At 70.5% G+C, this 20,749-nt stretch carries 19 protein-coding genes and 1 tRNA gene; 5 read left to right on the top strand and 15 right to left on the bottom strand.

Annotated features, from left to right (window positions below; genetic code table 11):
- Position 1 precedes the first annotated feature (1 nt).
- Complete coding sequence (locus FHX82_RS05990) at positions 2 to 562, bottom strand: TetR/AcrR family transcriptional regulator (RefSeq protein WP_145934497.1); 561 nt, start codon at positions 560 to 562, stop codon at positions 2 to 4.
- Positions 563 to 564: 2 nt separating this feature from the next.
- On the bottom strand, positions 565 to 1,026 hold the full coding sequence (locus tag FHX82_RS05995; RefSeq protein ID WP_145934496.1) for a mycothiol transferase: 462 nt from the start codon (positions 1,024 to 1,026) through the stop codon (positions 565 to 567).
- Positions 1,027 to 1,116: 90 nt separating this feature from the next.
- On the opposite strand from FHX82_RS05995, the gene FHX82_RS06000 reads away from it, so the two are divergent.
- Positions 1,117 to 1,398: a winged helix-turn-helix transcriptional regulator gene (locus tag FHX82_RS06000; protein ID WP_229881550.1), complete on the top strand. Its 282-nt coding sequence runs from the start codon at positions 1,117 to 1,119 to the stop codon at positions 1,396 to 1,398.
- 4 nt (positions 1,399 to 1,402) lie between these two features.
- Here the strand turns inward: FHX82_RS06000 and FHX82_RS06005 are convergent, their stop codons facing one another.
- The 9 genes from FHX82_RS06005 to FHX82_RS06045 all read right to left on the bottom strand — a co-directional run bounded on the left by FHX82_RS06005 (position 1,403) and on the right by FHX82_RS06045 (position 8,282).
- Entirely contained in the window at positions 1,403 to 2,776 is a 1,374-nt protein-coding gene (locus FHX82_RS06005) for a vWA domain-containing protein (RefSeq protein WP_145934494.1), read from the bottom strand.
- Complete coding sequence (locus tag FHX82_RS06010) at positions 2,773 to 3,660, bottom strand: AAA family ATPase (protein ID WP_145934493.1); 888 nt, start codon at positions 3,658 to 3,660, stop codon at positions 2,773 to 2,775. Before FHX82_RS06010 ends, FHX82_RS06005 begins: the two co-directional genes overlap by 4 nt.
- A gap of 78 nt (positions 3,661 to 3,738) precedes the next feature.
- On the bottom strand, positions 3,739 to 4,062 hold the full coding sequence (locus tag FHX82_RS06015) for a hypothetical protein (protein ID WP_145934492.1): 324 nt from the start codon (positions 4,060 to 4,062) through the stop codon (positions 3,739 to 3,741).
- A gap of 119 nt (positions 4,063 to 4,181) precedes the next feature.
- Positions 4,182 to 4,532, bottom strand: coding sequence for a DoxX family protein (locus FHX82_RS06020; protein WP_145934491.1), 351 nt, complete (start codon positions 4,530 to 4,532; stop codon positions 4,182 to 4,184).
- 67 nt (positions 4,533 to 4,599) lie between these two features.
- Positions 4,600 to 5,262, bottom strand: a complete 663-nt coding sequence (locus FHX82_RS06025; RefSeq protein WP_145934490.1) for a hypothetical protein — start codon at positions 5,260 to 5,262, stop codon at positions 4,600 to 4,602.
- A 254-nt stretch (positions 5,263 to 5,516) separates the two neighbouring features.
- Positions 5,517 to 5,590 (bottom strand) — tRNA-Arg (locus FHX82_RS06030).
- Between the two features lie 87 nt (positions 5,591 to 5,677).
- Positions 5,678 to 6,409 (bottom strand): SDR family oxidoreductase, encoded by a 732-nt coding sequence (locus FHX82_RS06035; RefSeq protein WP_145934489.1) that lies wholly within the window; start codon positions 6,407 to 6,409, stop codon positions 5,678 to 5,680.
- 4 nt (positions 6,410 to 6,413) lie between these two features.
- Positions 6,414 to 7,811: a dihydrolipoyl dehydrogenase gene (lpdA, locus tag FHX82_RS06040; RefSeq protein ID WP_145934488.1), complete on the bottom strand. Its 1,398-nt coding sequence runs from the start codon at positions 7,809 to 7,811 to the stop codon at positions 6,414 to 6,416.
- A gap of 66 nt (positions 7,812 to 7,877) precedes the next feature.
- Positions 7,878 to 8,282: a nitroreductase family deazaflavin-dependent oxidoreductase gene (locus FHX82_RS06045; protein WP_145934487.1), complete on the bottom strand. Its 405-nt coding sequence runs from the start codon at positions 8,280 to 8,282 to the stop codon at positions 7,878 to 7,880.
- Positions 8,283 to 8,434: 152 nt separating this feature from the next.
- Here FHX82_RS06045 and FHX82_RS06050 point away from each other — a divergent pair, with 152 nt between their 5' ends.
- Together FHX82_RS06050 and FHX82_RS06055 are read left to right on the top strand one after the other, a co-directional pair.
- Positions 8,435 to 9,475, top strand: a complete 1,041-nt coding sequence (locus FHX82_RS06050; RefSeq protein WP_145934486.1) for a LacI family DNA-binding transcriptional regulator — start codon at positions 8,435 to 8,437, stop codon at positions 9,473 to 9,475.
- 194 nt (positions 9,476 to 9,669) lie between these two features.
- Complete coding sequence (locus FHX82_RS06055) at positions 9,670 to 10,290, top strand: TetR/AcrR family transcriptional regulator (RefSeq protein WP_145934485.1); 621 nt, start codon at positions 9,670 to 9,672, stop codon at positions 10,288 to 10,290.
- Positions 10,291 to 10,361: 71 nt separating this feature from the next.
- On the opposite strand, the gene FHX82_RS06060 is transcribed toward FHX82_RS06055, so the two are convergent.
- Together FHX82_RS06060 and FHX82_RS06065 are read right to left on the bottom strand one after the other, a co-directional pair.
- The gene (locus FHX82_RS06060; protein WP_145934484.1) at positions 10,362 to 11,024 is read right to left on the bottom strand and encodes a histidine phosphatase family protein; all 663 of its coding nucleotides are present in this window, start codon (positions 11,022 to 11,024) and stop codon (positions 10,362 to 10,364) included.
- 9 nt (positions 11,025 to 11,033) lie between these two features.
- The gene (locus FHX82_RS06065; protein WP_145934483.1) at positions 11,034 to 12,203 is read right to left on the bottom strand and encodes a S8 family peptidase; all 1,170 of its coding nucleotides are present in this window, start codon (positions 12,201 to 12,203) and stop codon (positions 11,034 to 11,036) included.
- Between the two features lie 121 nt (positions 12,204 to 12,324).
- On the opposite strand from FHX82_RS06065, the gene FHX82_RS06070 reads away from it, so the two are divergent.
- Positions 12,325 to 13,242, top strand: coding sequence for a hypothetical protein (locus tag FHX82_RS06070; RefSeq protein WP_183176586.1), 918 nt, complete (start codon positions 12,325 to 12,327; stop codon positions 13,240 to 13,242).
- An 11-nt stretch (positions 13,243 to 13,253) separates the two neighbouring features.
- Here FHX82_RS06070 and FHX82_RS06075 read toward each other — a convergent pair whose 3' ends face one another.
- Entirely contained in the window at positions 13,254 to 14,858 is a 1,605-nt protein-coding gene (locus FHX82_RS06075; RefSeq protein WP_145934481.1) for an acyl-CoA synthetase, read from the bottom strand.
- A gap of 100 nt (positions 14,859 to 14,958) precedes the next feature.
- Here FHX82_RS06075 and FHX82_RS06080 point away from each other — a divergent pair, with 100 nt between their 5' ends.
- Positions 14,959 to 16,593: a bifunctional 3'-5' exonuclease/DNA polymerase gene (locus tag FHX82_RS06080; RefSeq protein WP_145934480.1), complete on the top strand. Its 1,635-nt coding sequence runs from the start codon at positions 14,959 to 14,961 to the stop codon at positions 16,591 to 16,593.
- A gap of 237 nt (positions 16,594 to 16,830) precedes the next feature.
- On the opposite strand, the gene hrpA is transcribed toward FHX82_RS06080, so the two are convergent.
- Positions 16,831 to 20,694, bottom strand: coding sequence for an ATP-dependent RNA helicase HrpA (gene hrpA, locus FHX82_RS06085; protein ID WP_145934479.1), 3,864 nt, complete (start codon positions 20,692 to 20,694; stop codon positions 16,831 to 16,833).
- Positions 20,695 to 20,749 lie beyond the last annotated feature (55 nt).

A 20,749-nucleotide genomic window follows, 5' to 3' on the forward strand; every position in this document is an offset into this window, starting at 1 on the left:
ACTACCCGCGCCGAGCCACCGCCAGCAACGCCGCGGCCGCCATCCGGCCCTGCCGCGCGGGGTCCGTCCGGCCGAAGATCCCCGCCGTGACCATGGCTCCTTCGGCCAGCAGCAGCAGCTGAGCGGACAGTTCGGCGGGCAGCCCCGCCGCGGCGACCAGCTCGTCCAGAAGCCGCCGAAACGCCTCTTTGTGGTGACGCGCCTGCCGCGTCACGCCCTCCGAAACCGCCCCGAGCTCGCCGTGGGAGTTGATCCACGCGCAACCGCGGAACCCGGGCTCGGCGAACCACAGCTCCAGCCAGTCGAAGACGGCGAGGACGCGGCGCTCGGGGTCGTCGAACTGCTCGACGTACTCGCTCAGCCGGGCGCGCCAGCGCGTGTCGCGGCGCTCCAGGTACGCCTCGACGAGCTGCTCCTTCGCCGGGAACAGCTGGTACAGCCGCTTGAGCGAGACGCCGGAGGCGGTGCGGATGTCGTCCATGCCGACGGTCTGGATGCCGCGGGCGTAGAACAGCTCCTCGGCGGCGTCGAGCAGTTTCGCCCTGGCAGTGTCGCTGTCCATCGCTATCCCTTGCCGCGCAGGACGTCCCGGGTCAGTTCGAGGTGACCGAGGTGCTGCGCCAGCTCCTCGTACACGTGCTGGAACGCGCCGCCAGCCGAGCGCCCGGCGGGCTTGTCGCGGTGGCGGTCCACCGGCGCCTCCCGCAGCGGCGCCCGCGGATCCGCGGCGACGACGTCCGCGCGGAACTGCTGCTTCACCTGCTCGACCCGGGCCACGAGGTCCGTCACGGCACCCGTGGCGGAGAACTCGGCTTCGCGATCGCGCTCCACCGGCCGCCCCGACACCAGCCGTCCGGCCCACCACTCGACCACGCCGAGGCAGTGCGTGACGATCGCGTACGGGGAGTTCGCTCCCGGCAGGTCCGGCCGCCGATTCGCCAGCTCGTCGCCGAGGTCTTCGAGGACGGCGGCCATGCTGTCGAGCGCTTTCTCCGCGTAGTACAGGTAGTCGTCCGCGCTGATCACGCTGCGGCCTCCCCAAGTCGCTCCGCCGGTCACCAGGACGTTACGCCACCGTCCTTCCTGGAACGGCCCGCACCGTGGATGCTGTTGCCCATGAGAAGCACGATCGACCTCCTGGGGCGGCGCTGGATGCTGCGGATCATCTGGGAACTCAGCTCCAGCCCGGCCGGCTTCCGTGAGATGCAACGCCGGTGCGGGAACATGTCGTCGAGCGTGCTGTCGAGCCGCCTCAGCGAGCTGACCGCCGCCCGGCTGGTGACCGGCGACGCGGGCCGCTACCGCCTCACGCCGCTCGGCGAGGACCTCGTCCGCGCCCTGCAACCGTTGCGGGAGTGGAACACCAAGTGGGAGCAGGAGACACCGACCGTCCATTGAGGACTCAGCTCGGCAGCAGCTCGGTGACCAGTCGCGTCAGCTGCCGCAGGTTCCGGCACTCGTGCATCGGCACCACCCTGGCGTACTCCAGCGCCGCGGAATCCCCGGTGCCCCACGCCGAACGCGGTTCGGGGTTGAGCCAGTACACGTGCTTCGCGCGGCCGGCGATCTCGCGCACCGCCGCCAGGTTCGGGTCACCACCGTTGGTGCGCCCGTCGCCCAGGATCAGCACCGACGTACGCGGGCCGACGGCGTCCGGCCAGCCCTCGACGAAACTGCCCAGCGAGTCCCCGTAGTCGCTGCTCATCCCCCACCGCGTCAGCTTCGCCTCGCTGAGGATGCGGCGCGCGAGCCCTTCCGGATCGGCCGCGCCCGCGGTGACCAGGCCGGTGATCTCGTCGGTCAGCTCGACGAACGCGAAGGTCCGGACCTTGCTGAACTGGTCGGCCAGCGCCTGCACGAGCTGCAGCGTGAACTGCGCGAAACCCGCGACCGAGCCGGACATGTCGCACAGCAGCACGAGTTCCGGGCGGCCGGGCCGGCGCTCACGCATTGCCGGGCGCATCGGCACGCCACCCGTGGCCAGCGACCGGCGCAGCGTTCGGCGCAGGTCGATCTGGCCGCGTCGCGCCCGGCGACGGCGGGCCGCGAGACGGGTCGCGAGCTTGCGCGACAACGGCTGGATGGTGCGCCGCAGTTCGGCGAGCTGACGGCTGCTGGCGTTGGTGAAGCTGACGAGATCGGTCTGCGGGGCCACGGCGTGCCGGGCGATGCGGTCGCGCCCGCGGTATTCGGCGGTGCGGCGGCGCGCCTCGGCCTGCACCTGCTCGCGGAACGCGGCGATGCGCGACTGGGCCTCCTGCCGGGCGAGCGCCTCCCCCAGCCCGTCGCCCTGGTCACCCCGAATCGCCGCGAGCACTCGGTTGAGCAACGCGTCCGGCCGCACCCGCTCCAGTGTCTGGTACGCGGACCAGCCGCTCATACCGCCCGCGCCGGAACCGCCCCGGCCGAACGAGCCGTACTGCCCGAACACCTCGACCCCGGCCGCGGCGAGCGCCCTCATGCGCTCGCCGTCGCCCTCGGCGAGGGCTTCGACGAGGGCGCTGCGCAGGTCCGCGAGGTCCGTGGTCTCCGCCGTCGTTTCGGCCGTGCCCACGGCGACGGGGAAGTAGAGGTCGAACAGTGCGTCGAAGGTCGCGCGCTGCCCGGACCGGCGCAGCAGGGTGGCGGCGAGCGCGGCCCGCAGCTGTTCGCGGTCGGCGAGGCCGAGCACGTCGATCGCGGCGCCCGCGTCGATGGTCTCGCCCGGGCCCACGCCGATCCCGTGCTCCCGCAGGGCTCCGACGAACTCGACCAGCCTGCCGGACAGCGCGCTCATGACGAGGCCGGGTCCAGCAGCCGGTCCAGCCGCAGCTCGGCCGCGGCCTTCTGGTGATCGCTCTGGTACTTCAGCAGCACGCCCAGCGTCGACTCGACGACCTGCTCGTCGAGGGTGTCCGCGCCGAGGGCGAGCAACGTGCGCGCCCAGTCGACGGTTTCGGCGATGGACGGCGCCTTGCGCAGGTCCATCTCCCGCAACGCGCCGACGACGCGCACGACGGACTCGGCCAGCCGCTCGTCGAGGTCGGGCACCTTGAGCGCGACGATGTCGCGTTCCAGCTCGGCGGACGGGAAGTCCAGGTGCAGGAACAGGCAGCGCCGCTTGAGCGCCTCGGACAGCTCGCGCGTCGCGTTGGAGGTCAGCAGCACGAACGGCCTGCGGGCGGCGGTGATGGTGCCCAGCTCGGGCACGGTGACCTGGAAGTCGCCGAGGACCTCCAGCAGCAGGCCCTCCATCTCGACGTCGGCCTTGTCGGTCTCGTCGATCAGCAGGACCGTCGGGTCGGGGTTGCGGATCGCCTTCAGCAGCGGGCGCGGCAGCAGGAACTCCTCGCTGAACACCTCGTCGCGCGCCTCGGCCCAGCCCTCGTCGCGGCCGGCGGTGATGCGCAGCAGCTGCTTGGCGTGGTTCCACTCGTACAGCGCGCGGGCCTCGTCGATGCCCTCGTAGCACTGCAGCCGGACGAGGTCGCTGCTCGTGGCCTCGGCGACGGCGCGGGCCAGCTCGGTCTTGCCGACACCGGCCGGGCCCTCGACCAGCAGCGGTTTGCCGAGCCGGTCGGCCAGGTAGACGGTGGTGGCGACCGGCGTGGAGGCCAGGTACCCGACCGCGGCCAGCCGCTCGACGACCTCGCCGACCGAACCGAACAACGGTTCCTGCATCGGTTCCTCCCGTTCCACGGCAACCCGCCCATTCTCCGACTCCTGAGTGAGCGCTTGGTCAGGAGGTGTGCAACGTCACTACCCGTGGGTCCGGCGTTCGTCGCGCAGCCGGTCACGCCGCGTCATCCCGCGGCGCCGGATCAGTTCGGCGGGCACCGGGATCGTCACGCTGAGCGACCACTGTTCGTCGCCGGAGACGAGCTGGAAGGTGACCAGACCGAGCCAGCCGCCCTCCTCGCGCTGGATCCACTCGTGCAGCATCCCCGGCGCCTCCGGCTCGATGCGCAGCGCATCGGGGTTACGCGGGCCGTGCTCGTCCAGACCCAGTCTGAGCAGGCGCCGAACCTGGACCCAGACCCGCCGGGGCGGAGTCAACGAACGTACCCACGGCGGCCGGTCCACGTGCTCTCCCTACCCCTGACACCGGAGCCGGACCGGCTGCTTCCCCCAGTCGGCCCGACTTCTCGAACGCTAGAACACACGTTCGATGATTACAAGGTGTCAGCGGACACGGAGCTGACTCAGAGTGACAGGAACCGCAGGACGAGCGCCGCGGCGGCCAGGAACAGGAGGAAGGTCGCGGGCGGCATCCCCGCGAGGTCCTTCTTGCGCACGTGGGCGCCCACGGCCAGCAGGAAGTACAGGACCACGCCGATGGCGGCGGCGATCCCGAGCGGCGCCCACCAGATCCCGGCGATCAGCCCGGCCGCGCCCGCGAACTCGCAGGCGGCGAGGAACGGGAAGAGGCGCAGCGGCACGCCGATCCCGGTGAGGCTGTCGACGATCTGCTGGGCGCGGCGGAGCTTGCCCGCGCCCGAGACGACGAGCGCGAGCGACAGCACGGCGGCCACGATGACGTAGGCCAGAAGCATGAATCCCCCACGGTCCGGGAACGGAGTCAGTGCATTGTGGCCGTTCCCGGCCGCGGGGGCCAGTGCGTCAGCCGGACATGCACCAGTTGCCGCTGGTGCTGGAGATGGGCAGCTGAAAGGACTTCGAGGTGCCCGAGGCGGACGCCTGCAGGGTGAGCGTGCCGCTGCTGCCGGTGACCTGCGGGGGACTCACCTCGGAGTAGGTCACCTGCGCGGGGATCTGGTCCATTGTGGTCCGGATCTGCTGCATTTCGGAGTCGCTGATGGGCGTGCAGGACAACGGCTGGAAAGCGTCGCTGTCGCGGTTGTTGTAGGCGTCGATGATGGCCTGTTCGAGCGCGTCCGGAGTGGACTTGCCGATGCCGCCGCTCGCCGCCGCCGTGCTGCTGCGGGAGGAGGCGGACTTGCTGGACGCGGTGGCGCTCGGGCGCGACGGCTGCGTGGAAGGCGCGGGCGAGGCGGAGGTTTTGGAGTCGCCGCCGGACAGCAGGACGGCGGCGGTGATCCCGCCGCCGACGATCACGAGCACACCGATCACGACGCCGACGATGAGCCCGGTCCTGTTCCGCCGCGGCGGTTGCCCACCGGGGAAGCCGGGGTAACCGGGGTAGCCACCGGGCTGCTGCGGGTACTGGCCCTGCTGGTACTGGTACGGCTGCGGCGGCCCGTAGGGCCCCTGCGGCGGCTGCCCCTGCGGCGGCGGGTACTGCCCCTGCGGCGGATAGGTCATGGAGTCCCCCCTTGTTCGCTGTTCGGACGCAACGCTATCGCGGTTGGTTCCGCAGTCCGCTCGCGGTGTGGATCTTCGGACCCCGCAAGGGAAATCCACGGCAGCCTTGCCCGCACGGGGGGCCGGACCATCAGCGCGCGGACCGGGTCGACGCGGGCGCAGGTATCTCCGGCAATTCCCCTATGCCGTGACAACCAGTCTCGTCACGCGACGACGCCCCCACGCGCCGCGCGGTTCTCACAGCTCAACCTCTGCGCCCTGGGCAGGACTCGAACCTGCGACCTAGAGATTAGAAGGCTCTTGCTCTATCCAGCTGAGCTACCAGGGCCTGGCGCCGACGCCCGCTGCAGGTCACGGCCGCGCCTGCAGTTTAGTCAACGTCACCCCTGCTATCGCTGGACACCGGCTGATCGTTTCAACCCCTGCCGAGGAAGGGCATCTTCGTGGCCGTGATGGTCATGAACTGGACGTTCGCCTCCAGGGGCAGGCCCGCCATGTACAGCACGGCCTCCGCGACGTGCGCCGGGTCGAAGGTGGGTTCCGGGCGCACCGAGCCGTCCGCCTGGCGGGCCCCTTCCGCTATCCCCGCCGTCATGTCCGTCGCCGCGTTGCCTATGTCGATTTGACCACACGCGATGTCGTACGGACGCCCATCCAGGGCCACTGCCTTGGTCAAGCCCGTGATCGCGTGCTTCGTCGCGGTGTAGGCGGCGCTTCCCGGGCGGGGCGCGTGCGCCGAGATCGAACCGTTGTTGATGATCCGGCCGCCCTGCGGCCGCTGGTCCTTCATGAGCCGGACCGCCTGGCGGGCGCACAGGAACGCACCCGTCAGGTTGACGTCCACCGTCTGGCGCCAGGCCGCCACGTCCAGCTCCGCCACGTCACCCGACGGGCCGAACGTACCGGCGTTGTTGACCAGCAGGTCGAGGCGCCCCCATTCGCGGCGCACCGCCGCGAACAGGGCCTCGACCTGCTGCTCGTCCGCCACGTCGGTCGGCACGACCAGTGCCGCCCCGCCCGACGCCGTCTCCGCCAGCGCCTCCGGGCGGCGACCCGCGAGCGCGACCTGGTAACCCGCGCCGAGCAGGGCGCGCGCGATCACCCTGCCCAGGCCGGACCCGGCCCCGGTCACCACCGCCGTCGGCATCGGCTCAGAAGTTGATCATGTGGCCGGCGAGACCGTGGACGGCCTCCTTGACCGCCTCGCCGAGCGTCGGGTGCGCGTGCACGTTCCGCGCCACCTCGTGCACCGTCAGGTCCCACTGCTGCGCCAGCGTCAGCTCCGGCAGCAGCTCGGTGACGTCCGGCCCGATCAGGTGCGCGCCCAGCAGCTCGCCGTGCTTCGCGTCGGACAGGATCTTCACGAAGCCGCCCGGGTCGGCCAGGCCGTGGGCCTTGCCGTTCGCGGTGAACGGGAACTTCGCGACCTGCACGTCGAAGCCCTTCTCCCGCGCCTGCTCCTCCGTGTACCCGAAGGAGGCGACCTGCGGCTGGCAGTAGGTGGCGCGCGGGATCATGACGTAGTCGAGCTCCATCGTCTCGGCCCCGCCGATGGTCTCCGCCGCCACGATGCCCATCGACTCGGCCGCGTGCGCCAGCATCAGCTTCGCGGTCACGTCCCCGATCGCGTAGATGTGCGGCACGTTCGTGCGGCAGCGCCCGTCGACGGCGATCGCGCGACGCTCGGTGAGCTCGACGCCCGTCTTCTCCAGCCCGTAGCCCTCGACCCGCGGCTGGAACCCGATCGCCTGCAGCACCTTGTCGGCTTCCAGGGTCTGCTGGGAGCCGTTCGACGAGACGGTGACCTTGACCTTGTCGCCGCTGTCGTCGATGGCCTCGACCTTCGTGGAGGTGAGCACCTTGATGCCGAGCTTCTTGTACCGCTTGGCCAGCTCCTTGGACACCTCGGCGTCCTCCAGCGGCACCATCCGGTCCAGGAACTCGACGATGGTCACGTCGACGCCGTAGTTGTGCAGCACGTAGGCGAACTCGACGCCGATCGCGCCGGCGCCCGCGATGATGATGCTGCCGGGCAGCTCACGCGAGAGGATCTGCTCCTCGTACGTCACCACGCGCTCGCTGAGCGTGGTGCCGGGCAGCAGGCGCGTGGTGGCGCCCGCGGCGATGATGCAGTTGTCGAACGTCACCGTCTCGGTGCCGTTCGCCGTGGCGACCTCGAGCGTGTTCGGGTCGGTGAAGGTCCCGCGCCCGTCGTACTCGGTGATCTTGTTCTTCTTCATCAGGAAGTGGACGCCCTTGACCCGGCCGTCCGCCACCGAGCGGCTGCGGTCGAACGCCGCGCCGAAGTCGAAGCGGATCTCCCCGTCGGAGGAGATGCCGAAGGTCTTCGCCTCCTGCTGGACCAGGTGGGCGAGCTCGGCGTTGCGCAGGAGCGCCTTCGAGGGGATGCAGCCCACGTTCAGGCAGACCCCGCCCCAGTACTTCTCCTCCACGATCGCCGTCTTCAGTCCGAGCTGTGCCGCCCGGATCGCCGCGACATACCCGCCAGGCCCGGCGCCCAGCACCACAACGTCGAAATGTTCAGACATGCACCCAGACTATGCCGCCGGGGGGCGCGTCGTTCGCGGTGGTCGAGGGCGCCGGGGAGGCGGAAATCAGACCCGTTCGAGGACGACGACGGGGATCTTCCGGTCGGTCTTCTTCTGGTACTCGTCGTAGTCCGGCCACACCTTCGCCATGACGGGCCAGAGCTTCTCGCGCTCCTCGTCGCCGGCGGTACGGGCCCTCGCGGTGAACTTGTCGGCCCGGACCTGCACCTTCACCTCGGGGTTGGCCTGCAGGTTGAGGTACCAGCCCGGGTGCTTCGGGTCGCCGCCCTTGGACGCGACGATGACGTAGTCGCCGTCGACCTCCTGGTAGATGAGCGGGAACTTGCGGTCCTCACCGCTCTTGCGCCCCTTCGTCGTCAGGATCAGGCAGGGCACGCCGGGCTGCCAGTCGTGACCCTCCTCACCGTTCGTCTCCTCGTAGCGGCGGACGTGTTCCTCGCCGTAAAGCATGCGCGCTTCCTTTCGTCGGTCCGGGACCCAAGGGACAACGCGTCGGCGCCGGAAGTTAATCCGACCCGATCGAGTGCATCTGACCAGGCAAAATCCGGGAACCCACCTAGAATTCGGGGCTGTTGAGAGCGCTTGCCGCCAGGGGAGGACGGATGATCGCCAGGAGCCACGTGACGCTCGAAGACGTCGCGCAGGAGGCCAATGTGTCTCTTGCCACGGCGTCGCGGGTGCTCAACGGCACCACCAACGTCCGCGAAGACCTGCGCGACAGAGTGCTCGCCGCGGCGACGGACCTCGCGTACACGCCGAATGTGCACGCGCAGGCGCTCGCCGGCGCCTCGCACCCGATGGTCGGGGTGGTGTGCCACGACGTGAGCGACCCGTACTTCGCCGCCGTCGCCAGGGGCGTGCTGCGCGTGGCCGACCGCAACGGCCTGCTGGTGATGCTCGCGAGCACCTTCCACGACCCGGAGAAGGAGATCGCGTACGTGTCGACGCTGCGGCGCCAGCGCGCGTCGGCGATCGTGCTGGCCGGGTCGGCCTTCGAGGACAGGGCGTGGGAACGGGCGCTGTCGGCGGAGCTGGAGCCCTACCGTCGCGGCGGCGGCCAGGTGGCCGTGATCGGCAGGCACCGCAACCTGCGGGCGGACAGCGTGCAGCCGGAGAACCGGTCCGGGGCGAAGGCCCTCGCGGCCGCGCTGGCGGGCCTGGGACACCGGCGGTTCGCCGTGCTCACCGGGCCGCGCACGCTCACCACCGTCGTCGACCGGTTCACGGGTTTCCGCGAAGGGCTCGCCGAAGCGGGCGTCGAACTGTCCGAAGGAGACGTGTTCGAGGGCGCGTTCAGCCGGGACGGGGGCCACGCCGCGGCGCGCGAGCTGCTCGCCGCGGGACACAAGGCCACGTGCGTGTTCGCGGTCAGCGACGAGATGGCCATCGGCGCGATGACCGCCCTGCGCGAAGCCGGTCGTTCGGTGCCGGACGACGTCTCCGTGGCCGGGTTCGGGAACATCCCGGTGGCCCAGGACCTCAACCCCGCGCTCACCACGGTCACGCTGCCGCTGGAGGACCTCGGTGAACAGGTGATGGAGCTGGCGCTGAGCGGCACCCGCGGCGGACGCAGCCGCGTGCGCCGGATGGGCGGCGAGGTGGTGCTCCGCGAGAGCACCGCCCGCACCCGGCGCCGGCGTTGATCGTCCACAGTGGAGCCAGTTTCTACTGTCGGTAGCACGAAGCCGGTCTGAGCCGTCCGGCGGAAAAAGGCCCCGGCGTTGTTCCGCCGAGCGGTCCACCTTCTGTGGGTGGTCATGCTCCGATCGACTGACGTCGGCTGCAACTTGCACCGAAAGGCACCCATCCGCAGATCGGCCGTGCCACGATGTGCCGCATGACCACCAGCTCCGAACCCCGATGGCGAAGACTCGAGCCCGACGAACGCAGAGAGCAGATTTTCACCTGTGCCGCACGGCTGTTCGGGGAGCGCCCGTACGCCCTCGTGTCCACTTCGGACATCGCCGCCGAGGCGGGCGTGGCGCGCGGGCTCATCAACCACTACTTCGGCACGAAGCGGGAACTGTACCTCGCCGTGATCCGTCGCGCGGTGACGATGCCGCCGCTCGACGGCCCGTTCCCGCTCGACGGATCGCTGCCCGAGCGCGCGCACACGACGGTGGACCACTTCCTGGACATGGTGCTCAGCCAGGGAAAGATGTGGCTGGTCGCCACGTCGGAGGGCATCGGCAGGGACCCCGAGGTGGAGCAGATCATCGTCGACGCGGAGCGCAAGTCCGCCGACCGGCTGCTGGACGCGTTCGGCGTGCCCCCCGACGCCGAGGCCCGAACCCAGCTCAACGCGGTGGTCCGCGCTTTCGCGGGCATGGTGAAAGCGGCCGGGCGCGAATGGCTGCTGCGCAACGAACTCGACCGCGGTCAGGTGCACACCCTGCTCTACCACACGCTGATCACGATGCACGAGAACGTTTTTCCCAGCCTGCAGAAGACGGGCTGATTTCTTCCTGAACCGGACAAAGGCCCTGACCCCGCCTGCCGGATCCGGAAATCGGATTTCCCATCCGCTGCTCAGCGGTAGGTGAGCAGCCGCGCCGTGCGGCCCTCGAAGTGCGAATGCTCGTTGAACGACAACAGCGTGATTCCGCTGCGCCCGGCGACCAGCTTGGTGATACCGCAGTTCACCGTCACCCGGTTCAGCTTGAGCAGGCCCGTTTCGGGATGTCCCAGCAGGTGCCCGGCGAGCGTGCCGATCACGCCGCCCGACGTGAACACCACCGCGTTCTCCCCCTTGCCCAGCACCGCGACCAGGTCCTCCAGCGCACCTCGCACGCGGGCGCGGAAGGCGGGCCACGACTCGGCGCACGGGGTGTCCTCGCCCGCCCCGATCCACGCGGCGAGCGCGCCGTCGAGCACCGCCTGGTAGCCGCGGGAGTCCGCCGCGTCCTGCGGCACCCCGCCGCCGTGGTGCGCCACGATGTCGACGTGGTCGTACTCGTTCCAGCGCGGGTCCTCCTTGGCGGGCGTGCGCACGCCGAGCCAGTCGAGGACGGTCTCGGCGGTCTTGCGCTGGCGCGCGAGTGACCCCGAACGCGCTTCGGTGAAGCGGACCGTGCGGCGCAACAGCTCCGCACCGACCACCGCGCCCTGCTCGATCCCGACGCCGGACAGGCGGTCGTAGTCCGCTTCACCGAAGGAGGCCTGACCGTGCCTGATCAGGTAGATCGCACCCATGGGCGCAGACTAGCCCGCCACGTTCAGCAGCTTGTTCGGCGTTCCCGCCGTCGCGTTGCTGATCTTGCCGGTGGTGGCGGCGCTCGTCAGCGCGTCCGAGACCTGCGCCGGGGTCGCGTCCGGGTGGGTGGCGAGGTACAACGCGGCAGCGCCGGTGACGTGCGGGGTCGCCATCGACGTGCCGCTGATCGTGTTGGTCGCGGTGTCCCCGGTGCCCCACGACGACGTGATGCTCACGCCGGGCGCGTAGAGGTCCACACCGCTGCCGTAGTTGGAGAAGCTCGCCTGCTTGTCGGTCTTGTCGCTGGCCGCGACGGTGATCGCCGCGGGCAGGCGGGCGGGCGAGGAGGTGCTCGCGTCCGCGCTCTCGTTGCCCGCCGCGACCGCGAACGTGACACCCTTGTCGATCGCGCCCTGGACGGCGTCGTCGAGCGCCTCGTCCGGGCTGCCGCCGAGGCTCATGTTCGCGACGGACGGGCCGGAGGCGTGGTCGGCGACCCAGTCGATGCCTGCGACGACCTGCTCGGTGGTGCCGCTGCCGTCGGCGTCGAGCACGCGCACCGGAACGATCTTCACGCCCTTCGCGACGCCGTACTCGCTGCCGCCGATGGTGCCGGCGACGTGCGTGCCGTGGCCGTTCTCGTCGGTCGGGTCGCTGTCGTTGTCGATGAAGTCGTAACCGCCCGAGACGCGGCCGCCGAACGTCTCGTGCGTCGCGCGGACGCCGGTGTCGATGACGTACGCCGTCACGTTGCTCGCCGTCGTGCTGTACGTGTACGACGAGTCGAGCGGCAGGTTCTGCTGGTCGATGCGGTCGAGGCCCCACGAGGGCGGGTTGCGCTGCGTGTCGGCGACGTGGAAGACGTGGTTCTGCACGACGTACGCCACGCTGCTGTCGGCCGCGAGGCGCTTGGCCTCGGCCTCGCTGGCGTGGATCGAGAACCCGTGCAGCGCGGCCGTGAACGTGTGCTGGAGCAGTCCGTCGTACCGGTTCGCGAGCGTCTGCGAAAGCGTGCTGACGGCTCCGGTGTTCTTGAGCACGACGATGTAGCTGTCCGTGACCGCGCCCGCGGTGCCGGCGTCGCGGATCTGGCCCTCCTGGGCCTGCGCGGCGGCCGTTCCGCCGACGACGACCGCGAGTGCCGCGCCGACCGCCAACAACTTCCGAGAGTTCCGCATGAACTGTCCTCCCCACCCGAACCGGTGATTAGGAATTCATGCAAACTCGTGACGAGCACCCAAAGCAATGATTCACAGTTACCAGTACTCACTCGTTTGGGGGAACGCTGGTAAGTTGGTCTTGATCGCAGCCAACAGTTCGAGGCGGGTTCAGGTGGCCAGTTCCGCGTTCTCGGAGGCGCTGCGCACGTCGATCGCCCGGAGCGGGCTGAGCCTGGACCGGCTGCAGGCGCGGTTGCAGGCCAACGGTATCCCGGTGAGCATCACGGCGCTGAGCTACTGGCAGTCGGGCAAGCGGCAGCCGGAACGGCAGAGCTCACTCTCGGCGGTGCGCGTGCTGGAAGAGGTGCTGGGGTTGCAGCCCGGGGAGCTGCTGAGCCTGCTGCCCCCACCCCGCCCGCGAGGCCCGGCCCGCCCGCGCCGCACGGAGCCGGTGAACTTCCCGGTGGAGGCGTTGAAGGCGCTGCTGGAGAAGGTCGGGGCGCCGCACGCGCTGGAGCAGCAGCACCGGCTGAACCTGGCGAGCCTGCACGACAGGTGTGAGATCGCGGCCGACGGAGGTCAGCGGTGCACGACGGCCCGGACGGTCTTCCAGGCGACCGCGGACGGGCAGGACCGCTGGCTGCTGGTGTACGACCACGGCGGCGCCGAGGCGGGCCCACCCCAGCTGCACGCGCTGCGCAACTGCCGCCCCGGCCGGGTCGAGGTGGACACGGAGCACGGCTTGACGGCGGCCGAGCTGCTGTTCGACCGCACACTGGACCGCGGAGAGACCCACCTGATCGAGTACACGCTGACCAACGGCGGTCCGCCCTATCCCCCTTGCGCCAACACGTACTACCGCGAGTTCCGCAGACCGGTGCGGGAGTACCTGCTGGAAATCAGCTTCGACGCGGCGCCGAACCACTGCTGGCAGTACACCAGGAGCGGAGCACAGGACGCCGAGGAACGTAAGCCACTACAACTGGACACGACAGGCAGCGTCCACGCGGTGGCACTGGACTTCGGCCCGGGCGTCTTCGGCATCAGCTGGGAATGACGGCCGGTTTCCTACCCCAACTGGTTCCGCAGTACCTTCCCCGTCGCGTTGCGCGGCAGCTGCTCCAGAAACTCCACATCCCGGGGCACCTTGTACCGCGCCAGGTTCGACTTCACGTACTCCCGCACGGTATCGGCGTCCAGGTCGCTGCCCTCCGCGCGCACGATGTACGCCTTGAGCCGCTGGCCGAAGTCCTGGTCCGGCACGCCGACGACGGCCGCCTCGATGACGTCCGGGCGTTCCACCAGCAGGTTCTCCACCTCGACGGGGAAGACGTTCTCGCCGCCGGAGACGATCATCTCGTCGTCGCGGCCGTCGATGAACAACAGGCCGTCCTCGTCGAAGTGGCCCACGTCGCCCGTCGACAGCAGGCCGTCGATGATCTCCTTCTGCCGCCCGTCCGTGTAGCCCTCGAAGCTCAGCCCGCTGCCGACGAACACCCGGCCCGTGACACCCGGTTCGGTGATGCGGCGGCCGTCCGCGTCGTACAGCGCCACGCGGCAGCCCACCGGCGCCCGGCCGACCGTGCCCGGCGCCTTCCGCCAGTCCTCGGGCGTGGCGACCGTCGCCACGGCCACCTCGGTGGAGCCGTACAGGTTGTGGATCACGTCGCCGAACGCCTCGGTCGCGCGGTTGCCCAGATCCGGCGAGAGCGCCGAGCCCGCGACGAAGATGATCCGCAGCGACGACGTGTCGTACCGCTTGAGCACCTCCGGGCCGAGGTCGACGATCCGCTGCAGCATCGTCGGCACCAGCACGAGGGCCGTGCACCTGTGCTCGGCGACCCCCTTCAGCGTCTCCTCCGGGTCGAACCGGCGGCGCATCACGACCTTGCAGCCCAGCGCGTACGACAGAATGAACTGCGAAACCCCGGTGCCGTGGAAGATCGGCGCCCCGAGGTACGTGCACTCGCCGGCGCGCAGCGGGATGCGGTCGAGGAACTGCGCTGTCGACAGCAGCGACGTGTGGTCGCGCGGCGCGCCCTTCGGGGTGCCGGTGGTGCCGCTCGTCAGCAGCACGAAACCGCCACGCCGCGCGGGGTACGGGACCGGGCGGTCGTCCGTGCTGGCGATCAGCTCGTCGAGCACCGGGACCTCGTTCAGCGCGTCGTCGGTGTCCACCCAGGCGAGGTACCGGTCGACGTCGGCCGGGATGTCGGACAGCAGGTCGGTGAACTCCTGGTCGTGCACGAGGGCGCGGGCGTTCTCGCGCTTCGCGACGTCGGCGAGCTGCCGCTTGCCGAAACCGGTGTTCATCAGCAGCAGGCGCGCCCCGAGCTTTCCGGCCGCCGACATGGACAACACGAGGCCTCGGTGGTCGCGGCAGAGCGCGGCGATCACCGTGCCGGGCCGGATGCCGCGTTCGGACCAGGCGCGGGCGAGCGCGTTGGACTGCAGTTCGAGCTGCTTGAAGGTGAGCGGACCGCGCTCGTCGACCAGGCCGACCTCGTGCGGGCGGCGGCGGGCGGCGATCTGGGCGGCGGCGGCGAACGGGCCGATCCTGCGCATCGCCACCAGCGACACCAGTCCCTCGTCGATCCGCGGGAACGGGATGAGACCCGCCTTCCACATCACCTCGACGCTGCGGACGGTTTCCGTCACCTTGCCGACGAGCATGGCACCTCCGTTGGCCCCGTACCGAGGGTATGTGTTACCCGACAGTAGCCCACCTGGACCGGCGACGAAAAGTGTCGGTGGGCAGGCGCAGAATCAGGGTATGCACATCTACGTCGGTCGGGAGGACGGCGGCACTTTCGAAGTGCTCACGCCCTCCGGTCGGCGCAGTCTCGACGTGTCCGGGCTCGCTGAACTGGAGCACGAGCACCACCCTCGGTGGGTGTTCGCGTCCGTCGAGCGGGACTACCCGGCGCTCGTCCGCGGCGGGCTGCGGCTGAACCGCTGCCACGACCTGTCGCTCGCCGAAGGGCTGCTGCTCGCGTACGAGGGCCGCGGCGGTCCGCGTGGCCTGGCCGCCGCGCTGGCCAGGGCCAACGGGCTCGAACCGCCGCCGGACGAGCCGTCGCACGCGGACGCGCAGCCGGCGTTGTTCGAGCCGCGAGGTTCCGGCCTGCCGCCCGGGGTGTCGGTGGTCGACGCGGCGCGGACAGTGCTGGCCGAGCAGGAGCGCCGGATCCGGCGGTGCGAGTTCCCGGACCGGATGCGGCTGCTGGTCGCGGCCGAGTCGGCGAGCGCGCTGGCGGCGGCGGAGATGTCGATCGACGGCCTGCCGTGGCGGCCGGAGGTGCACGACGAGCTGCTCACGGAGCTGCTCGGGCCGCGCGTGCCCGCCGGGCAGCGGCCGAAGAAGCTCGTCGAGCTGGCCGCGCGGGTGAGTGAGGCGTTCGGTGGCAAACCGGTCAACCCGGACAGCCCGGCGACGATCGTGCGGGCGTTCGGCCGCGAGGGCATCTCGATCCCGTCGGCGCGGGCGCACGTGATCCGCAAGCTCGACCACCCGGCCGTGCCGCCGCTGCTGGAGTACCGCGAGCTGTCGCGGCTGCACTCGGCGAACGGCTGGGCGTGGCTCGACGAGTGGGTGCACGACGGGCGGTTCCGGCCCGCGTGGGTGGTCGGCGGCGTCGTGTCCGGGCGTTGGGCGAGCCAGGGTGGCGGGGCGCTGCAGATCCCGAAGACGCTGCGGGTGTGCGTGCGGGCGGATCCGGGGTGGAAGCTCGTGGCGGCCGACGCGGCCCAGCTCGAACCGCGGATCCTGACGGCGCTGTCGGGCGATCGGCGGCTGGCGGAGGTGTCGGCGTCGACGGACCTGTACGCGCGACTGGCCGAGGCGATGTTCCCGTCACCGGACGAGAAGTCCCGCGGGCGGGCGAAGATCGCGATGTTGTCCGCGATGTACGGCGGCACGGCGGGCGAGGCGGCGTCGCTGCTCGCCTTGCTGCGCCAGCGTTTCCCGGACGCGGTGTCCTATGTGGAGCGTGCGGCGCGGGCCGGGGAGCGCGGCGAGCGGGTGCGGTCGCGGTTGGGCAGGACGTCACCGGCGCCGTCGGAGGCGTGGCGGGCGCTGACGGGAGCGGCGGAGGACGACGGCCGGGGGCGGCAGGCGTCGCGCAACTGGGGGCGGTTCACGCGGAACTTCGTGGTGCAGGCCAGCGCGGCCGACTTCATGGCGGTCATGCTCGCCACGCTGCGCCGGCGCCTGCCCGAGCCCGCACACCTGGTGTTCTTCCAACACGACGAGGTGATCGTGCACACGCCGGACGAACTGGCGGAGGACATCCCGGCGCTGATCGAGGCTTCGGTGAGCGAGGCGTCGGCGCTGCTGTTCGGCCCGTCGTGCCCGGTGCACTTCCCCATGCACGCCGCGGTGGTGAACGTCTACGCGGACGCGAAGTAAGTGGGGCGGCGATGCCGCTCAGCTGTCGCTGGTTCCTCCGGACCGGAGGTCTGCTCCTCTGCTGCCGGGCGACGGCGCGAGCACGCCGACCAGAGCACCGAGCGCGAGGCCGACGAACCCGTACAACGCCGTCTCGTCGGAGCCGTCGTACTTGATCCCCAGGTACCCGCTTCCCGAACGCGTCCTCGGTCGCCTGTTTCGTCGCCTCCTGCCCGACCTTGCGCAGCGCTTCGGCGATCAAGCCGCCGCGTCGAGGGCCTTCAGGATCCGCTTCGCGGACACCGGGTGGGCCGTGCCGAGGGTCTGCGCGAAGTAGCTCACCCGCAGCTCCTCCAGCATCCAGCGCACCTCCTCCAGCTCCGGGCCCGGCCGCACGCCCGGGGGCAGCGCGTCCACCGCACGCTGGTACTCCTCCTGCAACCACTGCACGTCCCGCAGCAGTTCGACGTCCTTCGCCGCCGCGTTGCCCAGCTTGTCGACGCGCCGCTCGATCGCCCGCAGGTAGCGCACGAGGTTCGGCAGGCGGTCGAAGCCCGTCGCCGTGACGAAACCCGGGAACACCAGTGCGTCGAGCTGCTTGCGGATGTCCGCGAGCGACTCCGCCGGGCCCCGCGCGTCGGCCAGCGTGGTCTCCACGTCGTTCGCCGCGCGCAGGATCTGCTCCACTTCGGACAGTACCATGAGGACGGTCGGATTCACGCTGCCGCGCACCTTCTCCAGCAGCACCCCGAAACCGGCCTCGTCCCACACCGGGCCGCCGTTGTCGGCGATCAGCTTGTCCACCGCGCAGTTGACGCAGTCCTCCAGCAACCCGGCCACGCTGCCGTGCGGGTTGCGGCCGAGCACCAGCTTCGAGGTGTTCGACAGGTTGCGGTTGATGAACTTCATCGGCGAGGGCAGGTTCAGCCGCAGCAGCTTCCGCGTGCCCAGCCACATCTGCTGCCGCTGCTCGACCGGCGTGTCGAGCATCCGCACGGCCACCGTCTCGCCCTCGTCGACCAGCGCGGGAAACGCTTTCACCTCGTGCCCGCGCCGAGTGCTTGCGAAGACGCGAGGCAGTTCACCGAACGCGGGCTTCGTGAGCCCGGCCCGCTCGATGCTGTTGGCCGCCTTGGAGATCGTCTCCCGGACCTTCCCGCTCAGCGACCGCTTCAGCTCGGCGAGATCCTTGCCCTCGCGGAGTTTCCGCCCCCGCTCGTCGACGACGCGGAACGTCATCCGCAGGTGCTCGGGCACCGCGGACAGCTGCCACGCATCGGGCGGGACCGCCACCCCGCGCAGGTCCTCCAGCTCCGCCGCCAGCACGTCCAGCAAAGGCCCGTCCACCGGTGAGATCCTGGACAGCACGTACTTCGCGGTGTCCGGCGCCGGCACGAAGTTGCGCCGCAGCTGCTTCGGCAGGGACTTGATCAGCGTGGTGACCAGCTCCTCGCGCAGCCCCGGCACCTGCCAGTCGAACCCGTCCGGCGTGACCTGGTTGAGCACCGGCAGTGGAATGTGGACGGTCACGCCGTCGGCGTCCGCACCCGGCTCGAACTGGTAGGTCAGCGCGAGCCGCTGCGAGCCCTGCACCCACGTGTCCGGGTAGTCGGACTCGCGCACGGCGTCCGCGGCCTCGGTGACCAGCATGGCCTTCTCGAAGTTGAGCAGGTCCGGCTGGCTCTGCCGCGCCTTCTTCCACCACGTGTCGAAGTGCCGCGCCGACACGACCTCCTCGCCGACGCGCTGGTCGTAGAACTCGAACAGCGTCTGGTCGTCCACCAGCAGGTCACGGCGGCGGGCCCGGTTCTCCAGGTCCTCGACCTCGTCGAGCAGCGCCCTGTTCTCCGCGAAGAACTGGTGGCGCGTGTCCCAGTCGCCTTCGACGAGCGCGTGGCGGATGAACAGCTCCCGCGACAGCTCCGGGTCGATGCGCCCGTAGTTCACCTTGCGGTCCACCACGAGCGGCACGCCGTACAGCGTGACGCGCTCGCTGGCGACCACCGATCCGCGCTTGCGTTCCCAGTGCGGCTCCGAGTACGTGCGCTTGACCAGGTGCCCGGCCAGCGGCTCGACCCACTCCGGCTCGATGCGTGCGTTCACCCGCGCCCACAGCCGCGAGGTCTCGACCAGCTCCGCCGACACCAGCCAGCGCGGCTGCTTCCGGAACAGCGCCGAGCCCGGGAACACCGCGAACCGGGCGCCGCGCGCGCCGAGGTAGTCGCCCTTGTCCGGATCCTTCAGCCCGATCTGCGACAGCAGCCCGGCGAGCAGCGACACGTGCACGTTCTGCGGATCCGCGGGCTCGCTGTTGAGCGTGATGCCCAGCGGTTTCGCGAGCTGGCGCAGCTGGCTGTAGATGTCCTGCCACTCGCGCACCCGCAGGTAGTTGAGGAACTCGTTGCGGCACAGCCTGCGGAACTGGTTGTTGGAAAGCGCTTTCTGCTGCTCCCGCAGGTACTCCCACAGGTTGAGGTACGCCAGGAAGTCCGACGTCTTGTCGGCGAACCGGGCGTGCTGCTGCTGCGCGGCCTCCTGCTTGTCCGCCGGCCGCTCCCGCGGGTCCTGAATGGACAGTCCGGCGGTGATGATCATGACCTCGCGCACGCAGCCGTTCTTGGCCGCCTCCAGCACCATCCGGCCAAGGCGCGGGTCCACGGGCAGCTGCGCGAGCTGCCGGCCGACCTCGGTGAGCTTCTCCCCGTCGAGCGCGCCCAGCTCCTGCAGCAGCTGCTTGCCGTCGTTGATCTGGCGGCGGTCCGGCGGTTCGACGAACGGGAACGCGGCGATGTCGCCGAGGCCGAGCGCGGTCATCTGCAGGATCACCGACGCGAGGTTGGTGCGCAGGATCTCCGGATCGGTGAACTCGGGGCGCGATTCGAAGTCCGCCTCCGTGTACAGGCGGATGCAGATGCCGTCGGACGTCCGGCCGCAGCGGCCCTTGCGCTGGTTGGCCGACGCCTGCGAAATCGGCTCGATCGGCAGCCGCTGCACCTTGGTGCGGTGGCTGTAGCGGGAGATGCGCGCGGTGCCCGGGTCGATCACGTACTTGATGCCGGGCACGGTCAGCGAGGTCTCGGCGACGTTGGTGGCCAGCACGATGCGGCGGCCGGAATGCCGCTGGAACACGCGGTGCTGGTCGGCGGCGGAGAGCCTCGCGTACAACGGAAGGACTTCCACGCCACGTCTGTCCTGTTTGGACAAGGCGTCCGCGGTGTCACGGATCTCCCGCTCCCCGGACAGGAACACGAGGATGTCGCCGGGGCCTTCGGCGCACAGCTCGTCCACCGCGTCGGAGATCGCCTGGACCTGGTCACGCTCCTCGGCTTCGGGCCGTTCCGGGTCGACGAGCGGGCGGTAGCGGACCTCGACCGGATAGGTGCGGCCCGACACCTCGACGATCGGCGCGTCGCCGAAGTGCTCGGCGAACCGCTCGGGGTCGATCGTCGCGGAGGTGATGATCACCTTGAGGTCCGGGCGGCGCGGCAGGAGCTGCTTGAGGTAGCCGAGCAGGAAGTCGATGTTGAGGCTGCGCTCGTGGGCCTCGTCGATGATGATCGTGTCGTAGCGGCGCAGCATCCGGTCGGCCTGGATCTCGGCCAGCAGGATGCCGTCGGTCATCAGCTTGACGAGGGTGTCGTCGCCGCTGGTGTCGGTGAACCGCACCTTGTAGCCGACGGTGCCGCCGAGTTCGGTGCCCAGCTCGGCGGCGATGCGCTCGGCCACGGTGCGCGCGGCGAGGCGGCGCGGCTGGGTGTGCCCGATCTGCCCGCGGACGCCGAGCCCGAGTTCGAGGCAGATCTTGGGCAGCTGCGTGGTCTTGCCGGAGCCGGTCTCCCCCGCGACGATCACGACCTGGTGGTCCCGGATCGCGGCGGCGATGTCGTCCTTGCGCTGACTGACGGGCAGCTCGGCGGGATAGGTGATCTTCGGGAGGCTCTCGCGGCGCTGCCGCACGCGCAGCTCGGCGGCCTCGACGTCGGCCGCGATCTGGCGCGCCACGCGCTCGGGGTCCCGCGCCTTGCGGGCACCGTCGAGCCGGCGACGGAGCCGGTGCTCGTCGCGCAGGGTCAACTCGGGCAGCCTGGCCCGCAGCTCGGCAAGGGGGGATGGGGTGGACATACGTCGTCAAGTTTAACCGGCACCAGAACGACGTGACGGCGCCGGAGACTCTTCG

This window comes from Amycolatopsis bartoniae (genome assembly GCF_014191255.1).
Classification (GTDB): Bacteria; Actinomycetota; Actinomycetes; order Mycobacteriales; family Pseudonocardiaceae; genus Amycolatopsis_E; species Amycolatopsis_E bartoniae.